We start from the raw sequence: 20,638 nt of genomic DNA on the forward strand, positions 1-20,638 counted from the left end.
GCACACCGTTGCGTCCACAATTTTCCAACAGCATTCCCACAAAAGACCCCCTCGCGCCGGTGGATAATTGGCTTGCTTAGGTAGGCGTTTGACATATAGAACGTGTCAACGCACTGCAGGATTACTTACTATGAAGAATGAAGAAACAAACCCAAATTACTGTAAATACAACGGTACGATGTAATTGCAGCGAAACTCTCACGATCTCCTAAGCCAATTCGGGTCCGGTAAATGCGAATGTGCACACGATGCAAAAACTAAGGCGGGTTCGAAGACGCACCCTCCCAACAATGCTATCCATCGGTGTCAGGCGAGGACCCTCCATAGGCGGGCAGGCACCTGACACCACGTAACATCAGTCTTTCATGGAGGCGAGGAATTTCTTGTTGCTCTTGGTCTTTTTAAGACGATCCAAGAGGAATTCCATAGCCTCGATCGGATTCATCTCCGCAAGGAACTTGCGAAGAATCCAGATCTTGTTCAAGGTCTCGGCGTCGATCAGAAGTTCTTCCTTACGCGTCGAAGAACGGTTGATGTCCATAGCCGGGAAGATACGACGGTCGGAAAGGCGCCTGTCGAGCACCATTTCCATATTACCCGTTCCCTTGAACTCTTCGAAAATAACCTCGTCCATACGTGAACCGGTCTCAATGAGCGCCGTCGCCACGATCGTGAGCGAACCGCCCTCTTCGATATTACGGGCCGCGCCGAAAAATCGTTTCGGTTTGTGAAGCGCGTTGGAATCGACACCGCCCGATAGAATCTTGCCGGAGTGCGGCACGACCGCGTTGTGGGCGCGCGCCAGACGCGTAATCGAATCGAGCAGAATGACAACATCGTGACCGTGCTCTACCAGACGTTTGGATTTCTCCAGCACCATATTGGCGACCTGCACGTGACGTTCGGCCGGTTCGTCGAAGGTCGACGATACCACTTCGCCCTTAACCGAGCGCTTCATATCGGTAACTTCTTCGGGGCGTTCGTCGATCAAAAGCACTATCAATTTCACTTCGGGATGGTTGGCCGTAATCGCCTGCGCGATCTTCTGAAGAATGATCGTCTTACCCGCCTTGGGCGGCGAGGTGATCAGCGCGCGCTGTCCCTTTCCGATCGGGCACATCAGATCGATAATACGCGTCGTCAACTCCTCGGGATTGACCTCGGTGAGAAACGGCACGTTAGGATAGAGCGGCGTCAGGTTGTCGAACAATGTTTTGTGTTTGGCCTGGTCGGGGTCTTCGTAGGTGACCGCTTCGATTTTGAGAAGCGCGAAATAGCGCTCGTTGTCTTTTGGCGGACGGACCTGGCCGGAGATGATATCGCCGGTTTTGAGGTCGAAGCGTTTGATCTGCGATGGGGAGACATAGATATCATCCTGCCCCGGCAGATAGTTGTAGTCGGGCGAACGAAGGAATCCGTAGCCCTCGTCGAGAATTTCGAGCACGCCTTCAGCGAGGATATTGCCTTCGCTGGAGGAGGTGTGCTCCATGATTTTGTAGATGAGCTCGGATTTGCGAAGCCCGGACACGCCGGGAATATCGAGCTCCTCAGCCATCTTTAACAGATCGGCTATCGTTTTTGCTTTCAGATCACTGAGTTCAGTGGCCATCTGATTTAACCTCTATTTTTATGCGTTTTGTAATTATTGTCGTTTCAATCGTCGGCGAGCTCTTCCACGGGAGCGTCGCCCCAGAGTTTCTCGAGCGCGTAGAAGCGCCGGGTCGGTTCGAGAAAAACGTGAACCACTACATCGATATAATCCAGAAGGATCCAGCGTCCTTCGCTCATCCCTTCTTCGTGATACGGTTTGTACCCGGCGTCATAGAGTCCGTCGACAATGGCGTTGCCGAGCGCCTTGGCGTGAACATCGGCCTCGCCCGAGACAATAACGAAATAGTCGCACACCGAGGATATAGATTCAAGTTTGAGGATTTTAACATCGAAACCTTTTTTCGAGAGGGCCAGTTGACCCGCCATTCGGGCCAGTGCGAGGGATGATAACTTTTTCTTCAACGCTTGTACCATTTACTCCTTGGATAATAAGTCCAGGGTTATCACTGAATCGTGGTCTTCGCCCAGAACCAGTGTTGTCGAAATTTGCCGGTAGTTGTTTTCCATCGGTTTATATAAAACCTCGGACTGGTCAAGACCGAGGGTCCTTGCCAACAGTTTGGAGGCGGTTTTGTCTTTTTCGCGCGCTATCACGAATGTCTTGGTTACTTTTCTGATATCGAAATCGCCCGTGGCGATAACTTTTATTTCCAGGTTCGGATCGGCGTACTCCGTGAGAATCTTGCCTGCCCGCGAGGCGATCCCGGCCTGGCTGCACCCGTTGAGGATCTCGAGTCGAATCATGTGAGCGGGGGCGTCTATCGTTTTGCTGACCCCGCGTGTCACCCGAACGGCGAACGTACCCACGAACAATACGACGACGAAGAAGACGAGCACGAGGCCCATCTGCAAAATTCGAATGACATTCTCTTTTTTATTACCAGTTTGAGCGGACATTCAAATTGTTAACTGCAAAATTGTTGAGGGAGTTTGCCATTTTAGTCACAGGCAAGAGGCAGGGAATCTGATTCTAGTTTCTTACATCACCCTCGCTGTTTAATATCCAAAAGGATAGCCCCAGTAGCTGGGACGGTAATAATAATAGGGCACGCCATAGCCGCTGTAACGCTGGACCCCGATAACCATGCGGAAATTATCCGATGGATGGTAGTCGAGCATGAAGCCCGGAAGGAAGACCGCGTCGGTGGTGTTATCGTAGATTGAACCGGCGCCATGGGCTACTCCAAGATTTACTGTCAGGGACAACTTGGACGAGATGTCATAAAACATCGAGGAGTTCCACAGACCCGCCGTCCCCGAATAAGAACCACCCGAGAAGAAGCTGACCGAGTAACTGTGCGACCATTTGACGCGCGACAGGTCGATAAGAGAGAACGATGACACGGCCGGTTGGACACCCATCACGGTGGTCGCGCTGACATTTTCCACTTTGGCATCATCGACTAACTGTCCAAACGCGCTGGTGGCAAAAAGAAGAGCGACAAGCAGTGTCAGAGTCTTTTTCATGAGAATTCTCCCTATCTATCCTTCCTACTGTAATTTAGCCTTTGTCGGCCGGGGGGTCAATATAAAAATCCTATTTAACCTATCGACCCATCAAACCCGCGTATACACCCTTATAACAAATAGTACGTAATTTTGGTTTAAAAATTTATGGCTCTTCAGCTTGCCGACTCGAATTTTTTAGCCAATTCCTCGAGCTGGTCTGCCGAGTTCACACCGAGGCCTTCATCGGGGTTATCCACAGCCATCACGGACACCCTCAAGCCCCTATTGTACATAATTTTAACACAGTCGGTCAGGTAATATTCACCCTGGGCGTTGTCGCTTTTGATTTCGGTCAGAGTCTCAAATAGCAGCATATTGTCGAAGCAGAATGTGCCGGTGTTGATTTCTTTTATGCGCCGGATTTCTTCGGAAGCATCCTTGTGCTCGACTATCTCCTTCAGCACATCGCTGCCCCCATCGCGGACAATCCGCCCGTAGCCGGTGGAATCATCGAGTATCGCCGACAGGCAGGTCGCTTTCGCGCTGGTCCGCTTGTGAACATCGAAAAGCTTCTCTATTGTCTCACCCCTCAGAAACGGTACATCACCGAGAGCGACCAATGTGGTTCCCTCGAAATCTTTAAGAGCCTCTTTGGCCATCATGACGGCGTGACCGGTACCGAGCTGTTCGTGCTGCCAGACAACTTCGGCATCATAGCCCCCGACTTCCTTTTCAACCATCTTCCCTTTGAAGCCGACCACGACGACTATTTTGTCGAACTTAAGCGCGGTCAGAGTATCCATGACCATTCTGATCATGGAGCGGCCGTGGATAGCGTGAAGGACTTTGGGCAGGTCGGATTTCATCCGTTTGCCTTTTCCGGCAGCCAGGACAATTGCCGCTCTGGGCTGGGACATCAGATAAACTCCTCAGGTGGAAAGATGACGAACAAGCGAGTTCTTGGTTCAGCCGTTAGTGGGCTTGTTGTTTTTATCGACATGCACAATCGCCGGTTTGTAATCGGCGGCCTTGTCCTTTTCGATATGGCCATAGGCGATGATTATGACCAGGTCGCCTTTGCTGCCTTTGCGGGCGGCGGCGCCGTTGAGCGTGATAGCACCGCTTCCGGCCGGGGCTTTTATGACATAAGTCTCAAGCCGCTCGCCGTTGGAGATATTGGCCACCTGGACTTTTTCGTACTCGACCAGGTCGGCCTTTTTCATCAGGTCGAAATCGATAGCGATCGATCCGACATAGTCAAGGTTGGCATCGGTCACCGTCGCGCGGTGAATCTTTGATTTACATACTGTAATAAGCATATCAAATAAGACGTTGGCTTTTGCTAACTGGGGCAAAATATAGTATTTTTCCCTCAAATGGCAAGCACTTTGGCTTGTAATGCCACAGCCTTAGTCCAGTTATATTAACTTCCTGCGAGTCAGAAAGTTCCACCCGCCTCCAAAGATGCCGGCAGGTTTTGTTTTGGCCCCGGCGATATCTTAAGCCTTGATTTCGACCCAGTTGCGGGCCGGGAAAATCTCCAGTTCCTCGGAAATTTCATCGATAGCCCGAACGAGGTTTTTCCAGCTCACGAGGTTTTTGGCCTTGTAAGGGGCCAGCCAGCGGAATTCGCAGTTTTCCGGCGAGAGTTCCACTTTGGCCGATTCCGACACGACCGCCACTATCAGAGGCAGTACCCAGATAGTGTCATATTCCGGCTCGTAGAACTGGACCAGATATTCGGAGGCCCACATGCTGTCCGGGGTCAGCCCGGTTTCTTCTTTTAGCTCTCTGACAACAACCTGCGCGACTGTTTCATCGCCCATTTTGCCGCCCGTCATAAAACCCCAGTAGCCGCCATAGGATTCACCTTCGGCCCGTTTCAGAATCAGAAATTTCCAGCCATCGTAGTCTTTCTTCACTACCGCAACATTCACACCGGGGGATTCGATCTTTATGTTCGTATGGTCACTCATTAAGTCAATTCCTCAATAGTTCTCAATTTCCCGCGTAATAAACAGTTCAAAGCCAAATCGTCAACACCTTTTCGACTTAAAACGGGAGATTTTCCCGGAAGTTCCGTCTCAGGCAAGTTTCATGTTATCAATAAGGCGAACACCGTGCACTCTTACGGCGAGGGAACAGATGGTGTCGGTTTTTATTTTCGCGACGGCTTCGAGACTGTTGAGGTTCGTAAAAGCGATATAGTCGATCTCGGCGGTGGGGCAGGTGGCCAAGATAGCATCGCGCATCTCTTTCTCTATCTTGCGGCAGTCGGATATACCCGATTTGACCATCTCTCGGGCGGTGCGAAGAGCAAAATAGAGGCAAAGCGCTTCGCGATGCTGCTCCGTGCTGAAGTATTTATTGCGTGACGACATCGCCAGCCCATCCTTTTCGCGCACGGTTGGCGCGATGACAAACTTGATGGGATAGCCGAGGTTTTTGGTCATCTGGCGAAGGACTGTAGCCTGCTGGTAGTCTTTCATTCCAAAGACGGCGATATCGGGCCGCGTAATATTGAACAGCTTGGCCACGATCGTAGTCACGCCGCGAAAATGGGTCGGGCGCGATGCCCCCTCCAGAGTCTTGGTGAGCTCCTCGACCGTCACATAGGTCTGGAAATCATCGGGGTAGATTTCTTCGGCTCTGGGGATGAAAACAATATCACCGCCGGCGGACCTAATTTTTCTGAGGTCACCTTTTTCATCGCGGGGGTATTTCGACAGATCTTCGTTGGGCGCGAACTGAGCGGGATTGACAAAGATCGTCACGATGACTATATCAGCGTCGCGTTTGGCCCTTTTGATGAGCGACAGGTGACCATCGTGCAGAAACCCCATTGTCGGCACCAGGCCGATTTTTTTGCCATCGGCCGCCAGCTTGCGCGACATACTCTGCATGGCTTTGATCGTGCGGATGGTCTTCATGATTGTCCTTTGCATCCGCACACCCATTTCACCACAGCATCGGCGTAACCCTCGAGCTGCTGCCCCGACGGCACAGCATCTCCCCTGATCTGACAGGCGGCATAGAGAACGAGGCAGTCGCCAATGGCCAGGTTGCGGACGTGCGGCTCGATATCTTCGGTAATGACGCGGTAGGCATCGGACGGACTCAGGTTATCCAAATGGTCAAAGTCCTGCGCGAGATCGTGGGCGATATAGTTGCGCGAGTGTTTGGCCTTGAAGAGGGTCTGGACGAGTTCGTGCGGGTTTTCGAGGTCGTTGGCGAATTGCTTAACGTGTTCGAAAACGACTCTCCCCTGCATGCGGTGGCACAGTTCGCCGAGAGTCTGGTCATCGACCATCAGATGGACGCTGCCTTTGAGCTTGACCAGCGTGCTCAGTTCGCGGCAGTTCCGTTCGAAGCGGGTGGCCATGAAAAGGGCGCGACCGATGACGCCATAGACGGTGTCCAGTTCATCGCATCGCTCGTTGAAATGAAAAAGGGGGTGTTCCATGTGGGGTAAATATAGCGCGGCGGCCCGGTTATAGCAACCGCGAAAGCGGGAAAGTTGGCATAATCGCATGTTGGGTTTACCGTTACAGGGGTTTGGGTTCGTTTCCATGCTTTTTGTTTCTTATGTAGGGAAGGACCCCTGCCCGGTAGGGTGCCCCGCATCGCGGGGCAGGTCCTGCCATCTTAGTTCTTCGTACTCTTGTCTCAAACATACCGTTAAAGCAAATTGGGTTCGTTTCAGTATTTTTGTACAATGCCCTCACCCCGTCCCTCTCCCGGAGGGCGAGGGGAAAAGAGGCATGATGTCGCGTTTGATAAATCAAACGCCTACCGATGCGCACTTCTTTGTCAGGCCCAAACGAGTTTGAGGCTGCTACCCACTGCGTCGGAGTGTCATTAAGCTCGCGGGGTGGCGGGTTCGAAGACGGACCCGCCCTACGTTTACTTCTGGGGAAGTTTTTTGCCTCGGTTTTGTATTGAATTTGGTGGGAAATGTTGACCGATGTGGCTATTATGGGTATAAATAGATGAAAGCGAGAGGGATTGGGTGTTTTCGAGGCACCAAATGAGGGAGGTGATCAAATGCTATCCGCTGGTTATTACAACACAGAGAAACGGGGACTCGCCGCATTTCCAATTGCAGGAATCGTGGCAATCTTTGTAAGCTTGTTGTGTTTCGGATGCGGCAAGAATCCCGAGTCAAACGCTAAGAGCGTAACGATTCATTATATTGATTGGAACATTCTTACGGAAGTCAGCCTCTCATGCGAAGACGTGGCGCTGTTTGAGAGGGTTGGGGAAGCAGTGTTGTCTGGTGAGGACGAGGTAAAACGGTTTGTCTCACTTGTCTCTGGTGAAAGACTGGAGCCTAAGCCCGGTTTCGACGGCGTTGACGCCCGCATCTGCTGTATCCTGATGGGTAAGGATGGAGCGACTTTGAGCACGGTAGCGTTGAGTCCCACGGGACTGATGGAAGTAGATGGCACGGTCTACAAGACGGATACGGAGTTGTTCGAGTTCATTCTCTCTTACTTGCCTGATGGATACATCGATTCTGACACGACTGCCAAGGAACATGATTAGCATGAGAGACATGAGAAGAACACACGTTGTCGGGTTGGCGCTGATGATGGTTGTGTGCCTTGTCGGAAACGCTGGTGTTATTCTACTCGTCAGCCCTTTATTGACCTGGGGATTGCTTTACATTATCCCCGTGGCTTTCACAATTGTACCGGTTGCATCGATTATAGCAGGCTATAAAGCGGGTGTGTTGAAAAGGACGAGTCTGTTTCCGAGAATGGCAGCCTATTGCACTTTCCTGGTCGTCTTTGGGTGGTGCATCTGGGCGTGGTTGTTTGTGAAGAATGTGTTTTAGAAAGGCAGGAGACTAATCCCGCCTCTGGCGGGACTGCCCTACAAGAAGAATGTCCCTACAGGAAGCATGGCGATGATGGTAGGCGTTTGATTTATCAAACGCATTACACCATCAAGCCCTTGATCCTCGTAGCCTCACGCCACGGCGTGAGATAGAATAGTAGGTCGGCGTTCCGCCGGGTGTACCCTCGTCCTACGAGGGACACACGCCAAGAAACCCGACATCTTCACTTCGTAGGGGTTCAAAATTTTGAACCCCTACATCGGGTGGCAGGCTCAAACTTGCTTTGGGCCTGACGTGCATAGAAAGTGCGAGCGCCGATGGTAGGCGTTTGATTGATCAAACGCATCACACCATCAAGCCCTCGATCCCCGTAGCCTCACGCCGTGCCGTGAAATGCATGTCTTAAAGTGGCACGACTGTGCGACGAGTCATTCCGTTGAAAAACGGAATCCAGTCACACGCGACCAGGTGGGTCGCGTCTTGCTGGACCCCCGCCCGCCACCGGCGGATTGGGAAATTTTCGCGGGGGTGATTAGAGGCGCGGAGGTGATTTGAAAAAATATGGCGGGTTCGAATCCCGATTGAATCGGGACTGATGCGGACCCGCCCTTGTACTCAGTGCATAAATCCGATCGAGAGGCCGAAACGGTACGGGCCCATGACGTGGTTTCCGGTTGTATTCTCCCAGGTCCACCCATCCTGGAACAAATCGGTGATAGTCTCATTGGCGACCGGCGACGCAAAATCGCCATAGAGCGTGACCACAATCGGACTCTTCGAATCACGGCCCAGAATGAAGTCAACACCAAGCAGGAAAGTCGGGCCGGCGATTGTGCCGCTGTCGCCTCCCCAGGTCTTGGTGCGGTCGGCAGTCATGTAGTCGGCTTTCCAGGCGTAGAAACCGAATCCTGCTCCCGCCCAGGGGCGCATGCCCTTACTGAGAATTCCGTATTTGACGCCGACTCTTAAGCCGGTCGTCTGCATATAAAAATAAGCGTCTTCTTCGAACGGGCCGATATAATGGCTTTCGTAATCGGTCATTTCGTAGACCCAGAAACTTTCGCTGTATTCACCCGCGACGCCCACCTGTTTGCGGTAGGTGTAAAAGTTGCCGTCGAAAAACAGCCGCATCGACGGGCTCAAATTGTAGTCGATGCCCAGACCGAAACCGTAGGGGCTTTCGATCGGGTTCATGTCGCCGAATTCTTCGGTCACCGGCAAAAGAGCGGTGCTGACTTTGCCGCTCATGAGCAAGCCACCGAAACTGAACTGCCATTTTTTTGAGTCGAATGATGACTTTATCGTGGGAGTGTCACCGGGGTTTTCATCGATCTGAGCCGAGACAGACATACCAGTGGACAGGACGATCACAAAAGAGATTGCCAGAACACAGGCAAACCGGAATGCGGCTGTTAGAGGTCTCACGTGTTGCATCTCAACGCCTTTCAGTTAAGCAAGGTTGTTAAACGATACCATCATTATCGACATAGTTGTCATTAGGGTTGATAGGACAAAGGTGTGATTTTTCTTGATTTTTGTTCAAATGTGAACTTTGGGGAAAGTCGTCGGATTTGTTTGTGTCGCTGTGGGTTGCGCGGCACGGCGGCCGGGTGGCAGGAGACTGATCCCGCCTCTGGCGGGACTGCCCTATGTTTACCGCGGGTTGCTCGGAAACCTGTCGGTCATTTCGGATCAGCCTTTCGTAATGGCGCGCACGGATAGATCCGATACGTGTTTTTTAACCGCGTCGATGAAGGCACGGTAGTCGCCATCGGTGACAGCATCGCGGGAGATAATAATGGCCGTGATCGGTGACACGAAGATGTAGGTCCGATCGTCGAGTTCATCGATGCGATGGATACCAGCCCACTTTATTTCAGTACTGATCTCTTCAGAGGCGGCGTTGATACCTGTCTCGGTAATAACCAGGGTGCTGCTTCGGGATTCGCGGTCTCCTTCGCGTTCGTGATATAACTTGACGCAGTTTTTTATATAGCTCCGGTGGGCCAGGAAGTCCAGGACGATCAGGGCAAGAACAGACAGAACGCACCAGGAGAGGGTGGCGTGGAGACCCCTGTGACGAAAGAGGGCAAAGTAGAGTAATGTGAATGTCACAGCGAACAAGGCGAGGTTTTTCAGCCGGGACCGGCGGAGGGTTTTTGACCGGGTGTAGATGTATCCGGCGAAGGCTCGGATATCATCGGCTGTTGTGTTGAAGGTTAGGTGCATAATTGTTGCCTGGCTGTTCTCAAGAATCAGATTTTCTGTCGAGACTATGGCCTGATCGACAGTGATTCCCACCTGAGAGTGTATTCGTTCGATAGAGTCGTTTCAACTTCATATACGATTGAATCCGGAGTGAGATAAAATCGCGTTACCTGCTGAGGTTCAGAGTAATCGGTGAGGACCGAGTTTTCATCGGTGACCGGGTCGTACCGCCAGATATTTTCAGAGGCGGTGTTGAAAGGAGCGCCAAGACCTAAGTAATAAATCGGGGATTCACTACTCGCACATTGCGGAGCGTGCCAAAAGAAGGGGATTGATTTGAGCTCAGTCGCGGTGTGTCGATCAAGGTCATATCTAATGAGTGCTGCGCTCTCCATGGACCTGTCAAGTCGGCTGGCCAGCACGCTCCTTCCGTCTAGTGAAAAGACCGGTTCGAGGGTCATTGGTATCGAAGCTACCACGGGCATACTATCGGAACATGTCATACACCTCACTACGGTTTTTGTGTGCGTCATAGCGATTTCACCTGTGGAGCTGTCGACAGGATCCATGTAAACCACAAGTGAATCTTTCATTTTAAACATTCCAAAGGTCAACACTGTTTTCCAGTCATTATTCGGGCTTTTCACATCCACCGAATGAAGGCTTGTCCTAGCACCTTGTCGCTGCAGGTCGAATAGGAGCAGTTCGGAAAGAGCTGGGGAATCGTCGAAATTCGGCACCGTAACAATTGCCAGCGTAACGCTGTCATGGAATGTGCAATAGAGCATGCTGTCCGGCAATTGGCAGAGATTACGAAACCCGGATTGCTTGAGATCCAGTATCTCTACCAACCTGGTTTCCATGATCGGTGCATTCTTTCGTTCCATTCTGCTCTTGCCGCAATTCTTGATTTCAAGGACACCGTACTTAAGATCAGGTGAAATCTCTCGTAAATATTCATACCGCAGAATGGAATCACTATCACCTGTTTGCGCGAGGCCCGAAACGGCAATCACAAGGACAGTAAGAAATGCAACTAGAGTCTTCATTACCTCTCCCTCAGTTTTCTTTAGGTTTTACAAACTTGCGACGTAATCTTCTTGCCTCCCCACACGCTCACTCCGCCGTGTCGGCGGCGTTTTCGATCGGGGGATTGACGTGCTCTTCCTCGAAGAACAGCGGCTTTTCATCGGAGATGCGGTAATCATCTTTGATATATCGAATAGCCACATAAGTACGAGCCTGTGCGGTCGCGATAGTGGCCATGAAGTAGCCCAAAATAGACGCGAAAATCAAAAACAGCATGAAGGCCATAAGATACCCGGCCGGTTCGCTGGTGCCGCCGTACGCCCATCGGGTGAGCGAGACACCAAAATCCACACCGGGGAAAATGTTGAAAGTCTCGCGGGCGAGGTCGGCTTTGACCGGAAGGTGCGACAGGCCGGAACGAATCAGGCGCTCCATCCTCTCCCCCCCGCCGATCTGAGCGGACCATCCGATAAACTGCACCGCGCGATAACAGAAATAGGCATAGACAAAGCTGAAGATTTTCGCGGCGACGATAGAATAGGCGGTGTATATGCCCCAGCGGATGGGCTGGCGGATTAAAGTCGAGAAGGTTTCCAGAATCGCCGTGAAAGCTTCGCCGTGACGCTCGGAGGCGGCCACTGCCGGCAACAGCAGCACCGAAAGACTGAAGACGAAGAAGATGAACACGGTGAAGATGGCGACCATGAAGCCGGGGAACACGAAAGTGAGAGCGTAGAGCCAGTCGCCAATGAAGGGGATGCGTCCGATGAGTCCGATGATGACGAAGAGCAGGACGATAAAGAGCATGAAGACGACGATGGCGAGTTCGGACAGGAAGATCTGGCCTAAGCGCCGGAGGCTGAAGCGGATGGCGCCGATGGCCGAGAAGAAGCGGTTGCCGCGGACAGCCTCGATATCGATAGCGGCCACCCCGAATATGCCCATCATGAGGGCGAGAATGGTCAGCACCACACCGGCGGAGAAGATTATCTGCGCGATCAGAGTCGTGTAGGCGAATTTGTAAAACGGCGCGAAGCCAAAGACCGACCAGACATAGCCGAGCGGTTCACCATCGACAGCCAGCGCGATATAGGTAAAGATATCGTAGACCACCAGGCCGAGGCAGATGAAGAAGGTCATGGTGAGTATCTTCTTGGCGGACATAGCCCTGGCCGGCGACTTGAGAACATCGATAAAGCTGAAATCGGGGGGCTGTTCCATACAATCAAAAAAGAGCAAAGACGTACGCGATGTCAAGTAATAAAGATATGGAAACCGGCCGGCCTAAACGTGGAATTCGAGGACATCGCCGTCGGAGAGGATGAAATCTTTCTGCACGCGTTGACCATCGAATTTCCCTTCGCCCCACACTTTGGCGTATTTCATTTTCTGAGCGAAGTCTTTGTGGAGGGTCATGGCCGCTTCTTCAACGCTTCCGCCGATGCGCAGGATGATGGGGTCTTTGTAGTCTGGGTCGTGGCCTATCGGTTTGGTGTAGACGCGAATGACGCCGAGAGCGTCGTATACCGCTCGTTTGAAAGCGCTGAGGCTGTCATCATCGATGATTGATGTAGCCACCATGGCGAAATCGGGGAACATCTCTTTCAGTTTGGCGCGTTTGGAGCCATCCTCGTCTTCATATTCTTTGTGCGCGCATATAATGGTCTTCTTGTAGGCGTAGCGAGGGTCCTCGGGTCTTTCGGTAACCTGTGGTTTCAGGATGATGCGTTTTTCGTCGAGCTTCTCGATGATAAACTTGAGGTCCGCGATCATATTCTTGGACTCGAGGTCAGCCACCAGCACGACCACATCGCAGTTACGAATAAGCCCAGAAAGGTAGTTTTCGTAAGATTCGGCGGAGATGGGCGGGGTGTCGATGAGCTGTATCTGGATGGTTTCGAAGACCATCATGCCGGTCAGAGGTTCGCGGGTCGTGAAGGGATAATCGGCAACTAGCGGTTTGGCGGCGGTGAGGCTTTCGAGCAGGGAGGATTTGCCGGCATTTGGAGCTCCGATGAGGATGGCCTGCCCGGCGCCTTCTTTTTCGATGTGGTCCTGGGCGGTCGCCTGCCGGGCGCCGTGGCTTTTCTCGCCGCCTTCAATCTGCTTTTTCAATTTAGAGATTTTGGTCTTCATGTCGGCCTGGAGCTTGTCGGTGCCCTTGTGCTTGGGCATCATGGCCAGAAGTTCCTCGGCCAAGCGCAGCTTCTCGCGGGGGTCCTTTTCGTTTTTGAACTCCCGTTCGAGTTCATAGTATTGTGGGGGCAGGTTAGCCGGCATATTGCAAGGTTAATAAATCTTGCTCGAGAACACAAGAGGCAGGTGTGGATGTAAAACGGGAGGGATTAGAACCGGTTAGCGGCCATGGTTGGCGACGATATCGGCGATGCACTGGCAGATATAGTCGATCTCGGGCAAACTCAGGCCGGGATAAAGGGGCAGAGTGACAACACGTCGTCCGGCATAAGCCGTGTTGGGCAGGTACTGCGGGGTCAGGCCAAGCAGCTCCTGGTAGTAGGAGAGTTCGAAGATCGGTTTGTAGTGGACGCCGCATTCAACGCCGCGCTCGGCCATCTTCTTTATGAAGGCGTTGCGGGTGATTCCCAGGCGTGACAGGTGCAGTTTGATGATGAACAGGTGCCAACCGTGCTTGTAATTCTTTTCCTCGACAGGGAGTTCGAAATATTCGGTTAAAGCATTGAGGTTCTTGACATAGCGGCGGGCGAGTTTTGCCCGCTTGGCCTGTTCTTTGCGAAAGACAGTCAACTGGCCCAGTCCAACGGCGGCGTGTAATTCGGACATGTTGGCTTTGAAACCCGGGTAGATGGCATCATACTCCCATTTGGCCGCTTTCTTGCGCTGGAAAGCGTTGGCAGTAAGACCGTGTCTGGCCATGAGTTTGACGATATCCACAATCGCTTTGTGTTTTGACAGCACGATACCACCTTCGCCGCAGATAAGATTCTTGGTGGTGTGAAACGAAATAACGGCGGCATCGGTGTGAGTCGGCACCGGCTTGTTCTGGAAGAGGGCGCCGACAGAATGAGCGGCATCGGCCACCAGTGGTACGCGTTTGGTATCGCAGATCTTTTTGAGCATGCGGTAATTGGCCGGGTAGCCGGCGATGTCGACGGGCATGACGGCGATTGTGCGGTGCGTTATTTTCCGGAAGACCTCATCGGGGTCGATATTCAGACTGTGCGGATCGATATCGGCAAAGACCGGAATGGCGCCAGTGTTGAGAATAGCCTCAATGGTACCTACGAATGTAAACGGGGTGGTGACGACTTCTTTGCCGGGTTCACTTCCGATTGATGTCAGGACCAGTTCGAGCCCGGCGGTGGCGGAGGCTACCGCGGCGGCGTGCCGGGTCTTCATCAGCTTGGACATGGCGGTTTCGAAGGCGGCAATGTTCGGCCCGGGTGAAAGCCAGCCGGACCTCAGCGTATCGGTGACGTTCTTGATAGCTTTGGTCGAAACCTTAACGTCGTACAGGGGAATCTTCTTATTTGACTTTGCCTTTTTCATGTATCAACCGTTCGTAGAGATCGGTCATCAGGTCGAGTGACTTTTCCCAGGTGTAATTCTGCTGGACGAACACGCGGCCGGAGGCACCCATTCTGTTTCTGAGGGCGGCGTCCTCAGCCAGCCTGATGATGGCTTCGGCCAGCCTGTCTACATCCTCTTTAGGTACTAAAATCCCCGTCTCACCATCAACTAAAACTTCAGACACCCCCCCGACATCGGAGGCGATCACCGGTCTTGAGCAGGCCGATGTTTCGAGCACTGCGACACCAAAGGCTTCGTTTCGCGAAGGCATGACCATAATGTGATGTTGTTCAATAAACAAGGGCATCTGGCTATGGGGAACGAAGCCAACGAATGCTACCGTGTCATTTAATCCAAGCCGGGATGACATTTCCTTTAGAAACTCGTTCAGCTCCCCCGTTCCGGCCACCGATAATTTTATCCGGGGGTTGGTTTGCCTCACCCTCACCATGGCTTCAAGCAAGACATCCGGACCGTACCGGTGATTGTGATTTTTTATAAAACACACTTTTATGGGAGGCGTAGCAGGTTCGGGATTTACCAGGCCCGGCAGGTCCACACCGAACGGGATAACAGAAATCCTGTCTTTTGTTCGGGGAGCAATTTCAATCGCTATATCTTTCAAAAACTGACTGGTGGAGGTGATATGAGTCGCCGTGTTGATGATCCATCGCAGTAGCCGTCGTCTTACGAAACTTGTGGGGAATTCTATCAAGTCCGAGCCATAGACAGAAATGACGGTCGGTTCCACGCCTGCCATATTAGCCCAGAATCCGTAGCCTGTGGCATAATGGGCATGCACCAGATCCGGCTTGAAATCCCTGGTCTGTCTGACTGCGGCACGGGCCTGGGTGATATAAGAGAACTTGCTGCGTCGCGGCAGGTTACACGTTTGCAGTCCCTCGATAGGGTCACCGCCGAGAGCAATAACCTTGACTTCGTACCCGCGTTCGGACAGGCCGCGTGCCCAACGGGTCAGATGCACCTGGACTTTCGATGCCCAGCCAAAGAGGACGATACGCCTGCTACCCATTCTTCGTGCCTTCTATTTCGTGCGCCTGTGCAAGTATATCGGCGGAGGTGACAAATCTAAGCCTATCGCCATATCTTTGACGCATACTGTCGAACAGGTTGCTCATCAAGTCGAACTGCTGCCGGAACATCATCTTGGGATGATTTATCATCGATAGAGAAATGTCCTCAGACTGCCGGTGCCCGGAAACGTATTGTTCGAGGCCTTCCATCAACATTTTCAGGTTGACCCCCTTGGTGTCACACGAAAATAGAAACCAGGGGTTGGTGGTGACATAGCGCAAATTGTAACGCATGAGCGACATCAAATTGGCCAGACGTGTTTGTTTTGGTGATCGGGATATGCTGGAACCACGCTGCATCGAAACCGACTTTGCCCTGCGAATTAGAAATCCGAGGCGAGTCGCCAGACCGCTGCGGAAAGTTGCAACGGGCACTTCCAGTAATCCGCCGGGAGTAGGTTCACGGATTCCTGTTTCAGGGCTCATAAACCAGTTGGCTTTGTTGGGCATATTCGAGTAGTCGATTTCAATCGTGTCCATCTTTAAACGCACGTTTTTGACGACGCTGGAATCGATGGAAATCCCGTATCGCAAAAGGGCGGTTATCAGTTCTTTTTCATTTGGCTGCAGAGCCAACCCCGCGGCACGGAAAGCGTGACAGTGATAGCCCGGCCTGACAGGTTTAAGTAGATTCTCAAGGTACTCAATTCCGGCCTTTATCACAGCACCGGCTGAGTTCAGACCGTCGTGGAATCCGAGTTCGTGTAAATACATCTGGTCGGTGGAAAGCCGCCAGGCACCGTCGGCGTAAGTTGATTTCAGCCAGTGCGGATGAATATGGAGCTGTACATCGTGACCGACCTCGACTGCGTCTTTGAGCTGAGACTCAAACGTGTGGACATATTCTCGAAACTCACCGTATTCACGGTGCGCCCAAGCGGAGCAGACGTCGGCAAAGAGGGTGACCGGCACGGCGTGCGCTCGACAAACATCCATCAGCTGCCTTGTCGGCGCAAACAGCACCTCTTCATGGCTCAAAAAGTTTCTGCCAAGGAATATTTCGTAGTCGGCAGTGACGAGACAGTTTATTGATGGTTCAGGCATAGGGTCACCAATTGAGAACGTCCCGATTTTCCGGGCTAAGCCCGTCTTCGGTCAGGTACATGGTTACGCCTTTCTGGGCAAGTCGTTTTAGTTCGTCATACAAGGCTCGAGCTTCCATCAGCCATGAGTCGGCCTGCCCGAACTTGAACTGCTTCATAAGGCCAACCCTTATCATGTGTTCGGTGAGAGTTTTACAAATCCACTGGCCGTCGGGGTAGTCGACACGGGTTCGAGAGATTTTGGGATCGTAGCGAGAAACATCACGGGTAGTTTCCTTCCCATCAGCATCAATATACGTAATGCTGGCCCGATCAGAGTGAACTTCAAAAGGAAAGTCATCCCACGTATCCTCGAGGAAGTGCGCCACGCCGAGCCCCTGTGCGATAGGTATGCCAATGCCCACAACCCGACCTTCTAGTTCTACCAGCCGTCCCACCGGCGAGTCGGCGTGGCAGACGTCGGGCCCGGCGTCATGTCCCGAGGTTATATACTCGGCGTGCTTTCCAACGGCGCAGGAGGACGAAAACGGGTGGGAACTCCGGAGGACGCCCTTCCGGACGCGGAAGACCTCGGTTATTTTTCCGACAGCGGATTTGGCCGTACGCAAGTCGACCGGTTCTCCCTTTTTGGACGATTTGAACGCCTCGTCGGCGGACCCATAACAGGGCATGATGAGAGTACCTTCGTCGGTAATGGTTTCAAGCAGAGCGTCGATAACCGCGTCTGCTCCGCCGGAGACTTTGCCAATACGTGACAGAGAGGAATGGACCATTATGATATCTCCCGGTGAGATACCGGCTTCGCTCAGGTCATTCAACAAAGTCTCTTTACTGACTTCCGGCATTGACTCGACTCGCGCGCGACGGGCTTGCGAATCGGCTCGGTCCGAGATTCTGCGCAACGCTTGAATAATCGATGTCGGTAGAAATTTTTTTGCCCAGATTCTCAGGTTCTGTTTCAATGCGGACAACAATATCATAATCCTTATCCTTGGTTACAGTTGGGCGGAATCAGGTTCGCTGTCTTCACGTTTTTCCGCATTCGCGGCGGGCCATTTCAGATATGACCAAAACAGACTCTTCAAACCCAGCAGAGACAGGCCCAGCCAGTACACAACAACCACACAAAGCGCCAATAGCGCCAGCCGCGCTAAAACATCGGTAATGCCGTAGGACTCGAAATAGCGCGACAGAAAATTGCCGACGGCGTTTCCTATCAGTACCATCAGAACACCCAACAGGATCATAACAATTATATTATATAAGAATCTTGGTTTGTCGCCAAAAACTAATCTCTTGGAAAGAAACATCAGCATCAAGCCGGCGAACCCGACATGTGACAGCGACGTGGCGGCTGAGATACCCCCATAACCGACGATTTCCGCCAGGATGAAAGTCGCCGCAAATTTGATCGCAAATATGACAGCCGCAAACAGCAAAACCTGTTTTCCCCAACCTCCCGAGTAACAAGCCCTGATTGAGGTCGATGTGATAAACAGGGCCACTATCGACGGCGCGTAGGGCATCAATATATTCGCCGTCAATTCGACCGAGTTGTTGTCGAACTGTCCCCGATGGAGAAGCAGGTGAACCAGATCGGAACTCGCTACCATGAAATAGGCTGCTATAGGCACGGCCAGAAGCACCACACCGGTTATGGCCTTTCGATACAATTCACCGAACCTTGAGCTTCCGGGCTTGTTCGATGCGTCCGAGAAGATCGGGAACACGACCACCCCAATGGCGAGTCCGATGATTGAATCCGGGAGTTGGATTAACACCTGACCGTAGTTGAGCGCGGAGATGATACCTTCGCCAAATTGCTGGGCAACGTATCTGTCGATGAGAAAGTATGAACGGTTAATAAATTCCACGAGAATAATGACTCCGCCTGTTGCCAGTATCGCCTTGCTATTGACGTCGAATACTCTCGCGGTCAGTTTTTCGAACGGCTTAAAAGAAAGAACCTTGAGCAGAAGGTAGATATTCTGAACGGCAAGACCGCCCAACAATCCGATTGCTACGGCCCCGATGGAAAACTGTTGATGAAAAACAACGATTGCGGCCACGCAGAAGGCGTTATACACGAGGTAACCCGCGGCCGAATAAGTGAAGATGCGCCTGACGTTCAGATAGGCTCGCATGCAGGCCTCGGTAGTTCCAAGTATAACCATGGCCGAAGTAACGCGGCAATAGAATACGATATCGCCGAATTCGGTCTCCAGGTAGCCGCCGCCCCAAATTTTCATAATGAGGGGCGCAAACAGGGCAATCAGCGCCGCCACACCGACCGCCACCAACACCGTAAGATTGATGGCGGGCCACAGCGCTGACCAATCGGCTGCCTGTTCTCTACCGGTTGCATTTTCCAGTTTCCGAGAAAAATATGGTACGAGCAGATAGACACTGGCAAAACTCAATACTGCACTCAGGAGCGCCGGAAGCATTATGGCGACCAGGTAAAGGTCGTACTGAGCGGAGGTCCCGAAGACATCGGCAATGACGATTTCCCGCACGAAACCGAGCAAGCGCGATATCAGCAGAACGGTCGCGACTGAGAAGACCGCCTTTGCCGTCCGAGGGGGCATTATCGATTGTCTTTCCGTTTAACGTGTGATGGGGCCATAGACAAAAGACGGGAGCGATAGTGCCTTTGTAATTTCACTGACGCTCCCGTAGTCATATTCCGTTCGCCGTTTAAGATACGGCTTTAATCACGGTCTCGATTACTTCACTCTGCTCCGCCCCGGTCATTTCCGGATAAATGGGTATGGAAAGCACACGATCGGCGGCGCGGTTGGTAACTGGGAACTCCTCGGGATCGTGTCTGAGGTAGCCGAAGCATTCCTGTTTATGGAACGGCACCGGGTAATAGATTTCGAAACCAACCTGAGCTTCTTTGAGCTTCGCCATGACCGCATCGCGATCGTCAACCTCGATGGTGTACTGGTTGTAGATGTGGAAGGTGGAATAATTCTTCACCACGGGGCAGGTGATGCCTTTGACACCTTTGAAGGCGGCGTCATATATCTTCGCGTGCTCAATGCGCTTCTCGGACCATTGTCTCAGGTATGGCAATTTCGCGAGTAGAATCGCGGCCTGAATAGTGGCCAGACGCGAATTGAAGCCGACGATCTTGTTGTAGTATTTGGGTTGAGCGCCGTGGACGCGAAGGATTCGCATCAGGTCGGCGTTATCATCGTTGTCAGTTACAATCAGTCCGCCATCGCCCCCAGCGCCGAGGTTTTTCGAGGGATAAAACGAGAAACAGCCATAATCGCCGAACGATCCGGCGGCGTGTCCTTTGTATTCGGCGCCGATCGCCTGCGCGGCATCTTCGATGACTTTGAGGCCATGCTTTTTCGCGACAGCCATTATCGGGTCCATGTCGGCCAGTTGACCGAACAGGTGGACGGGTATGATAGCTTTTGTTTTCGCCGTAATGGCGGCCTCGATGAGGTTGGGGTCGATATTGTAGGTATCCGGTTCGATATCAACGAGGACCGGTTTGGCACCCAGGCGGGCAATCACGCCGGCGGTGGCGAAAAATGAAAAGTCAGTGGTGATAACTTCATCACCCGCTTTGATGCCGGCGGCAAACAGAGCCAGCAAAAGAGCGTCGGTGCCCGAGGCAACACCGGCGGCGTGTTTTACCTGTGACAGTTTCGCGAGTTCGGTTTCCAGTTGTTTAACTTCGGGTCCGAGGATAAAACCGCCGTGGGTGAGAACCTTGATTACGGCTTCATCCATTTCCGGTTTCAGGTAAGCATATTGCCGGCTCAGATCCAAAAGTGGCACTGCCATTTGTATTCTCC

The 20,638-nt window shown here is 52.3% G+C and carries 22 protein-coding genes; 2 read left to right on the forward strand and 20 right to left on the reverse strand.

Annotated features, from left to right (window positions below):
• Nucleotides 1-355: 355 nt before the first annotated feature.
• The 9 genes from rho to AB1483_08960 form a co-directional block, all read right to left on the reverse strand.
• On the reverse strand, nt 356-1,609 hold the full coding sequence (gene rho, locus AB1483_08920) for a transcription termination factor Rho (protein MEW6412579.1): 1,254 nt from the start codon (nt 1,607-1,609) through the stop codon (nt 356-358).
• Nucleotides 1,610-1,653: 44 nt separating this feature from the next.
• Entirely contained in the window at nt 1,654-2,025 is a 372-nt protein-coding gene (gene rsfS / locus AB1483_08925) for a ribosome silencing factor (GenBank protein ID MEW6412580.1), read from the reverse strand.
• Nucleotides 2,026-2,508 carry a LytR C-terminal domain-containing protein gene (locus AB1483_08930; protein ID MEW6412581.1) on the reverse strand — a complete coding sequence of 161 codons (483 nt, stop codon included), beginning with the start codon at nt 2,506-2,508 and terminating at the stop codon, nt 2,026-2,028.
• A 99-nt stretch (nt 2,509-2,607) separates the two neighbouring features.
• The gene (locus AB1483_08935; protein MEW6412582.1) at nt 2,608-3,078 is read right to left on the reverse strand and encodes a hypothetical protein; all 471 of its coding nucleotides are present in this window, start codon (nt 3,076-3,078) and stop codon (nt 2,608-2,610) included.
• A gap of 155 nt (nt 3,079-3,233) precedes the next feature.
• Nucleotides 3,234-3,977: an NTP transferase domain-containing protein gene (locus AB1483_08940; GenBank protein MEW6412583.1), complete on the reverse strand. Its 744-nt coding sequence runs from the start codon at nt 3,975-3,977 to the stop codon at nt 3,234-3,236.
• A 48-nt stretch (nt 3,978-4,025) separates the two neighbouring features.
• Entirely contained in the window at nt 4,026-4,379 is a 354-nt protein-coding gene (gene panD / locus AB1483_08945; GenBank protein MEW6412584.1) for an aspartate 1-decarboxylase, read from the reverse strand.
• Nucleotides 4,380-4,559: 180 nt separating this feature from the next.
• Nucleotides 4,560-5,036: an NUDIX domain-containing protein gene (locus tag AB1483_08950; protein MEW6412585.1), complete on the reverse strand. Its 477-nt coding sequence runs from the start codon at nt 5,034-5,036 to the stop codon at nt 4,560-4,562.
• A gap of 108 nt (nt 5,037-5,144) precedes the next feature.
• A complete protein-coding gene (gene panC, locus AB1483_08955; GenBank protein ID MEW6412586.1) occupies nt 5,145-6,005 on the reverse strand; it encodes a pantoate--beta-alanine ligase in 861 nt (286 codons plus the stop codon).
• Nucleotides 5,987-6,592, reverse strand: a complete 606-nt coding sequence (locus tag AB1483_08960) for a hypothetical protein (GenBank protein ID MEW6412587.1) — start codon at nt 6,590-6,592, stop codon at nt 5,987-5,989. The genes panC and AB1483_08960 overlap by 19 nt, the downstream gene beginning before the upstream one ends.
• Nucleotides 6,593-7,170: 578 nt before the next feature.
• Between AB1483_08960 and AB1483_08965 the strand changes: the two genes are divergently transcribed.
• Together AB1483_08965 and AB1483_08970 are read left to right on the forward strand one after the other, a co-directional pair.
• Complete coding sequence (locus AB1483_08965; protein MEW6412588.1) at nt 7,171-7,605, forward strand: hypothetical protein; 435 nt, start codon at nt 7,171-7,173, stop codon at nt 7,603-7,605.
• A 10-nt stretch (nt 7,606-7,615) separates the two neighbouring features.
• Nucleotides 7,616-7,897: a hypothetical protein gene (locus tag AB1483_08970; protein MEW6412589.1), complete on the forward strand. Its 282-nt coding sequence runs from the start codon at nt 7,616-7,618 to the stop codon at nt 7,895-7,897.
• 618 nt (nt 7,898-8,515) lie between these two features.
• On the opposite strand, the gene AB1483_08975 is transcribed toward AB1483_08970, so the two are convergent.
• From AB1483_08975 to AB1483_09025, 11 genes are all read right to left on the reverse strand, one after another.
• Entirely contained in the window at nt 8,516-9,334 is an 819-nt protein-coding gene (locus AB1483_08975; protein ID MEW6412590.1) for a hypothetical protein, read from the reverse strand.
• Nucleotides 9,335-9,592: 258 nt separating this feature from the next.
• Entirely contained in the window at nt 9,593-10,129 is a 537-nt protein-coding gene (locus AB1483_08980; protein MEW6412591.1) for a YcxB family protein, read from the reverse strand.
• A gap of 44 nt (nt 10,130-10,173) precedes the next feature.
• On the reverse strand, nt 10,174-11,157 hold the full coding sequence (locus AB1483_08985) for a hypothetical protein (protein ID MEW6412592.1): 984 nt from the start codon (nt 11,155-11,157) through the stop codon (nt 10,174-10,176).
• A 67-nt stretch (nt 11,158-11,224) separates the two neighbouring features.
• Nucleotides 11,225-12,358 (reverse strand): hypothetical protein, encoded by a 1,134-nt coding sequence (locus AB1483_08990; GenBank protein MEW6412593.1) that lies wholly within the window; start codon nt 12,356-12,358, stop codon nt 11,225-11,227.
• 63 nt (nt 12,359-12,421) lie between these two features.
• Nucleotides 12,422-13,417 (reverse strand): GTPase, encoded by a 996-nt coding sequence (locus tag AB1483_08995; protein MEW6412594.1) that lies wholly within the window; start codon nt 13,415-13,417, stop codon nt 12,422-12,424.
• Between the two features lie 75 nt (nt 13,418-13,492).
• On the reverse strand, nt 13,493-14,665 hold the full coding sequence (locus tag AB1483_09000; protein ID MEW6412595.1) for a DegT/DnrJ/EryC1/StrS family aminotransferase: 1,173 nt from the start codon (nt 14,663-14,665) through the stop codon (nt 13,493-13,495).
• Nucleotides 14,643-15,719: a glycosyltransferase gene (locus AB1483_09005; GenBank protein ID MEW6412596.1), complete on the reverse strand. Its 1,077-nt coding sequence runs from the start codon at nt 15,717-15,719 to the stop codon at nt 14,643-14,645. Before AB1483_09005 ends, AB1483_09000 begins: the two co-directional genes overlap by 23 nt.
• Nucleotides 15,712-16,824: a hypothetical protein gene (locus AB1483_09010; GenBank protein MEW6412597.1), complete on the reverse strand. Its 1,113-nt coding sequence runs from the start codon at nt 16,822-16,824 to the stop codon at nt 15,712-15,714. Before AB1483_09010 ends, AB1483_09005 begins: the two co-directional genes overlap by 8 nt.
• 4 nt (nt 16,825-16,828) lie before the next feature.
• Nucleotides 16,829-17,803: an AAC(3) family N-acetyltransferase gene (locus AB1483_09015; protein ID MEW6412598.1), complete on the reverse strand. Its 975-nt coding sequence runs from the start codon at nt 17,801-17,803 to the stop codon at nt 16,829-16,831.
• 15 nt (nt 17,804-17,818) lie between these two features.
• Nucleotides 17,819-19,411, reverse strand: coding sequence for a lipid II flippase MurJ (locus tag AB1483_09020; GenBank protein MEW6412599.1), 1,593 nt, complete (start codon nt 19,409-19,411; stop codon nt 17,819-17,821).
• 109 nt (nt 19,412-19,520) lie between these two features.
• Nucleotides 19,521-20,627, reverse strand: a complete 1,107-nt coding sequence (locus AB1483_09025) for a DegT/DnrJ/EryC1/StrS family aminotransferase (protein ID MEW6412600.1) — start codon at nt 20,625-20,627, stop codon at nt 19,521-19,523.
• Nucleotides 20,628-20,638 lie beyond the last annotated feature (11 nt).

This window comes from Candidatus Zixiibacteriota bacterium (assembly GCA_040756055.1).
Taxonomy (GTDB): domain Bacteria; phylum Zixibacteria; class MSB-5A5; order GN15; family FEB-12.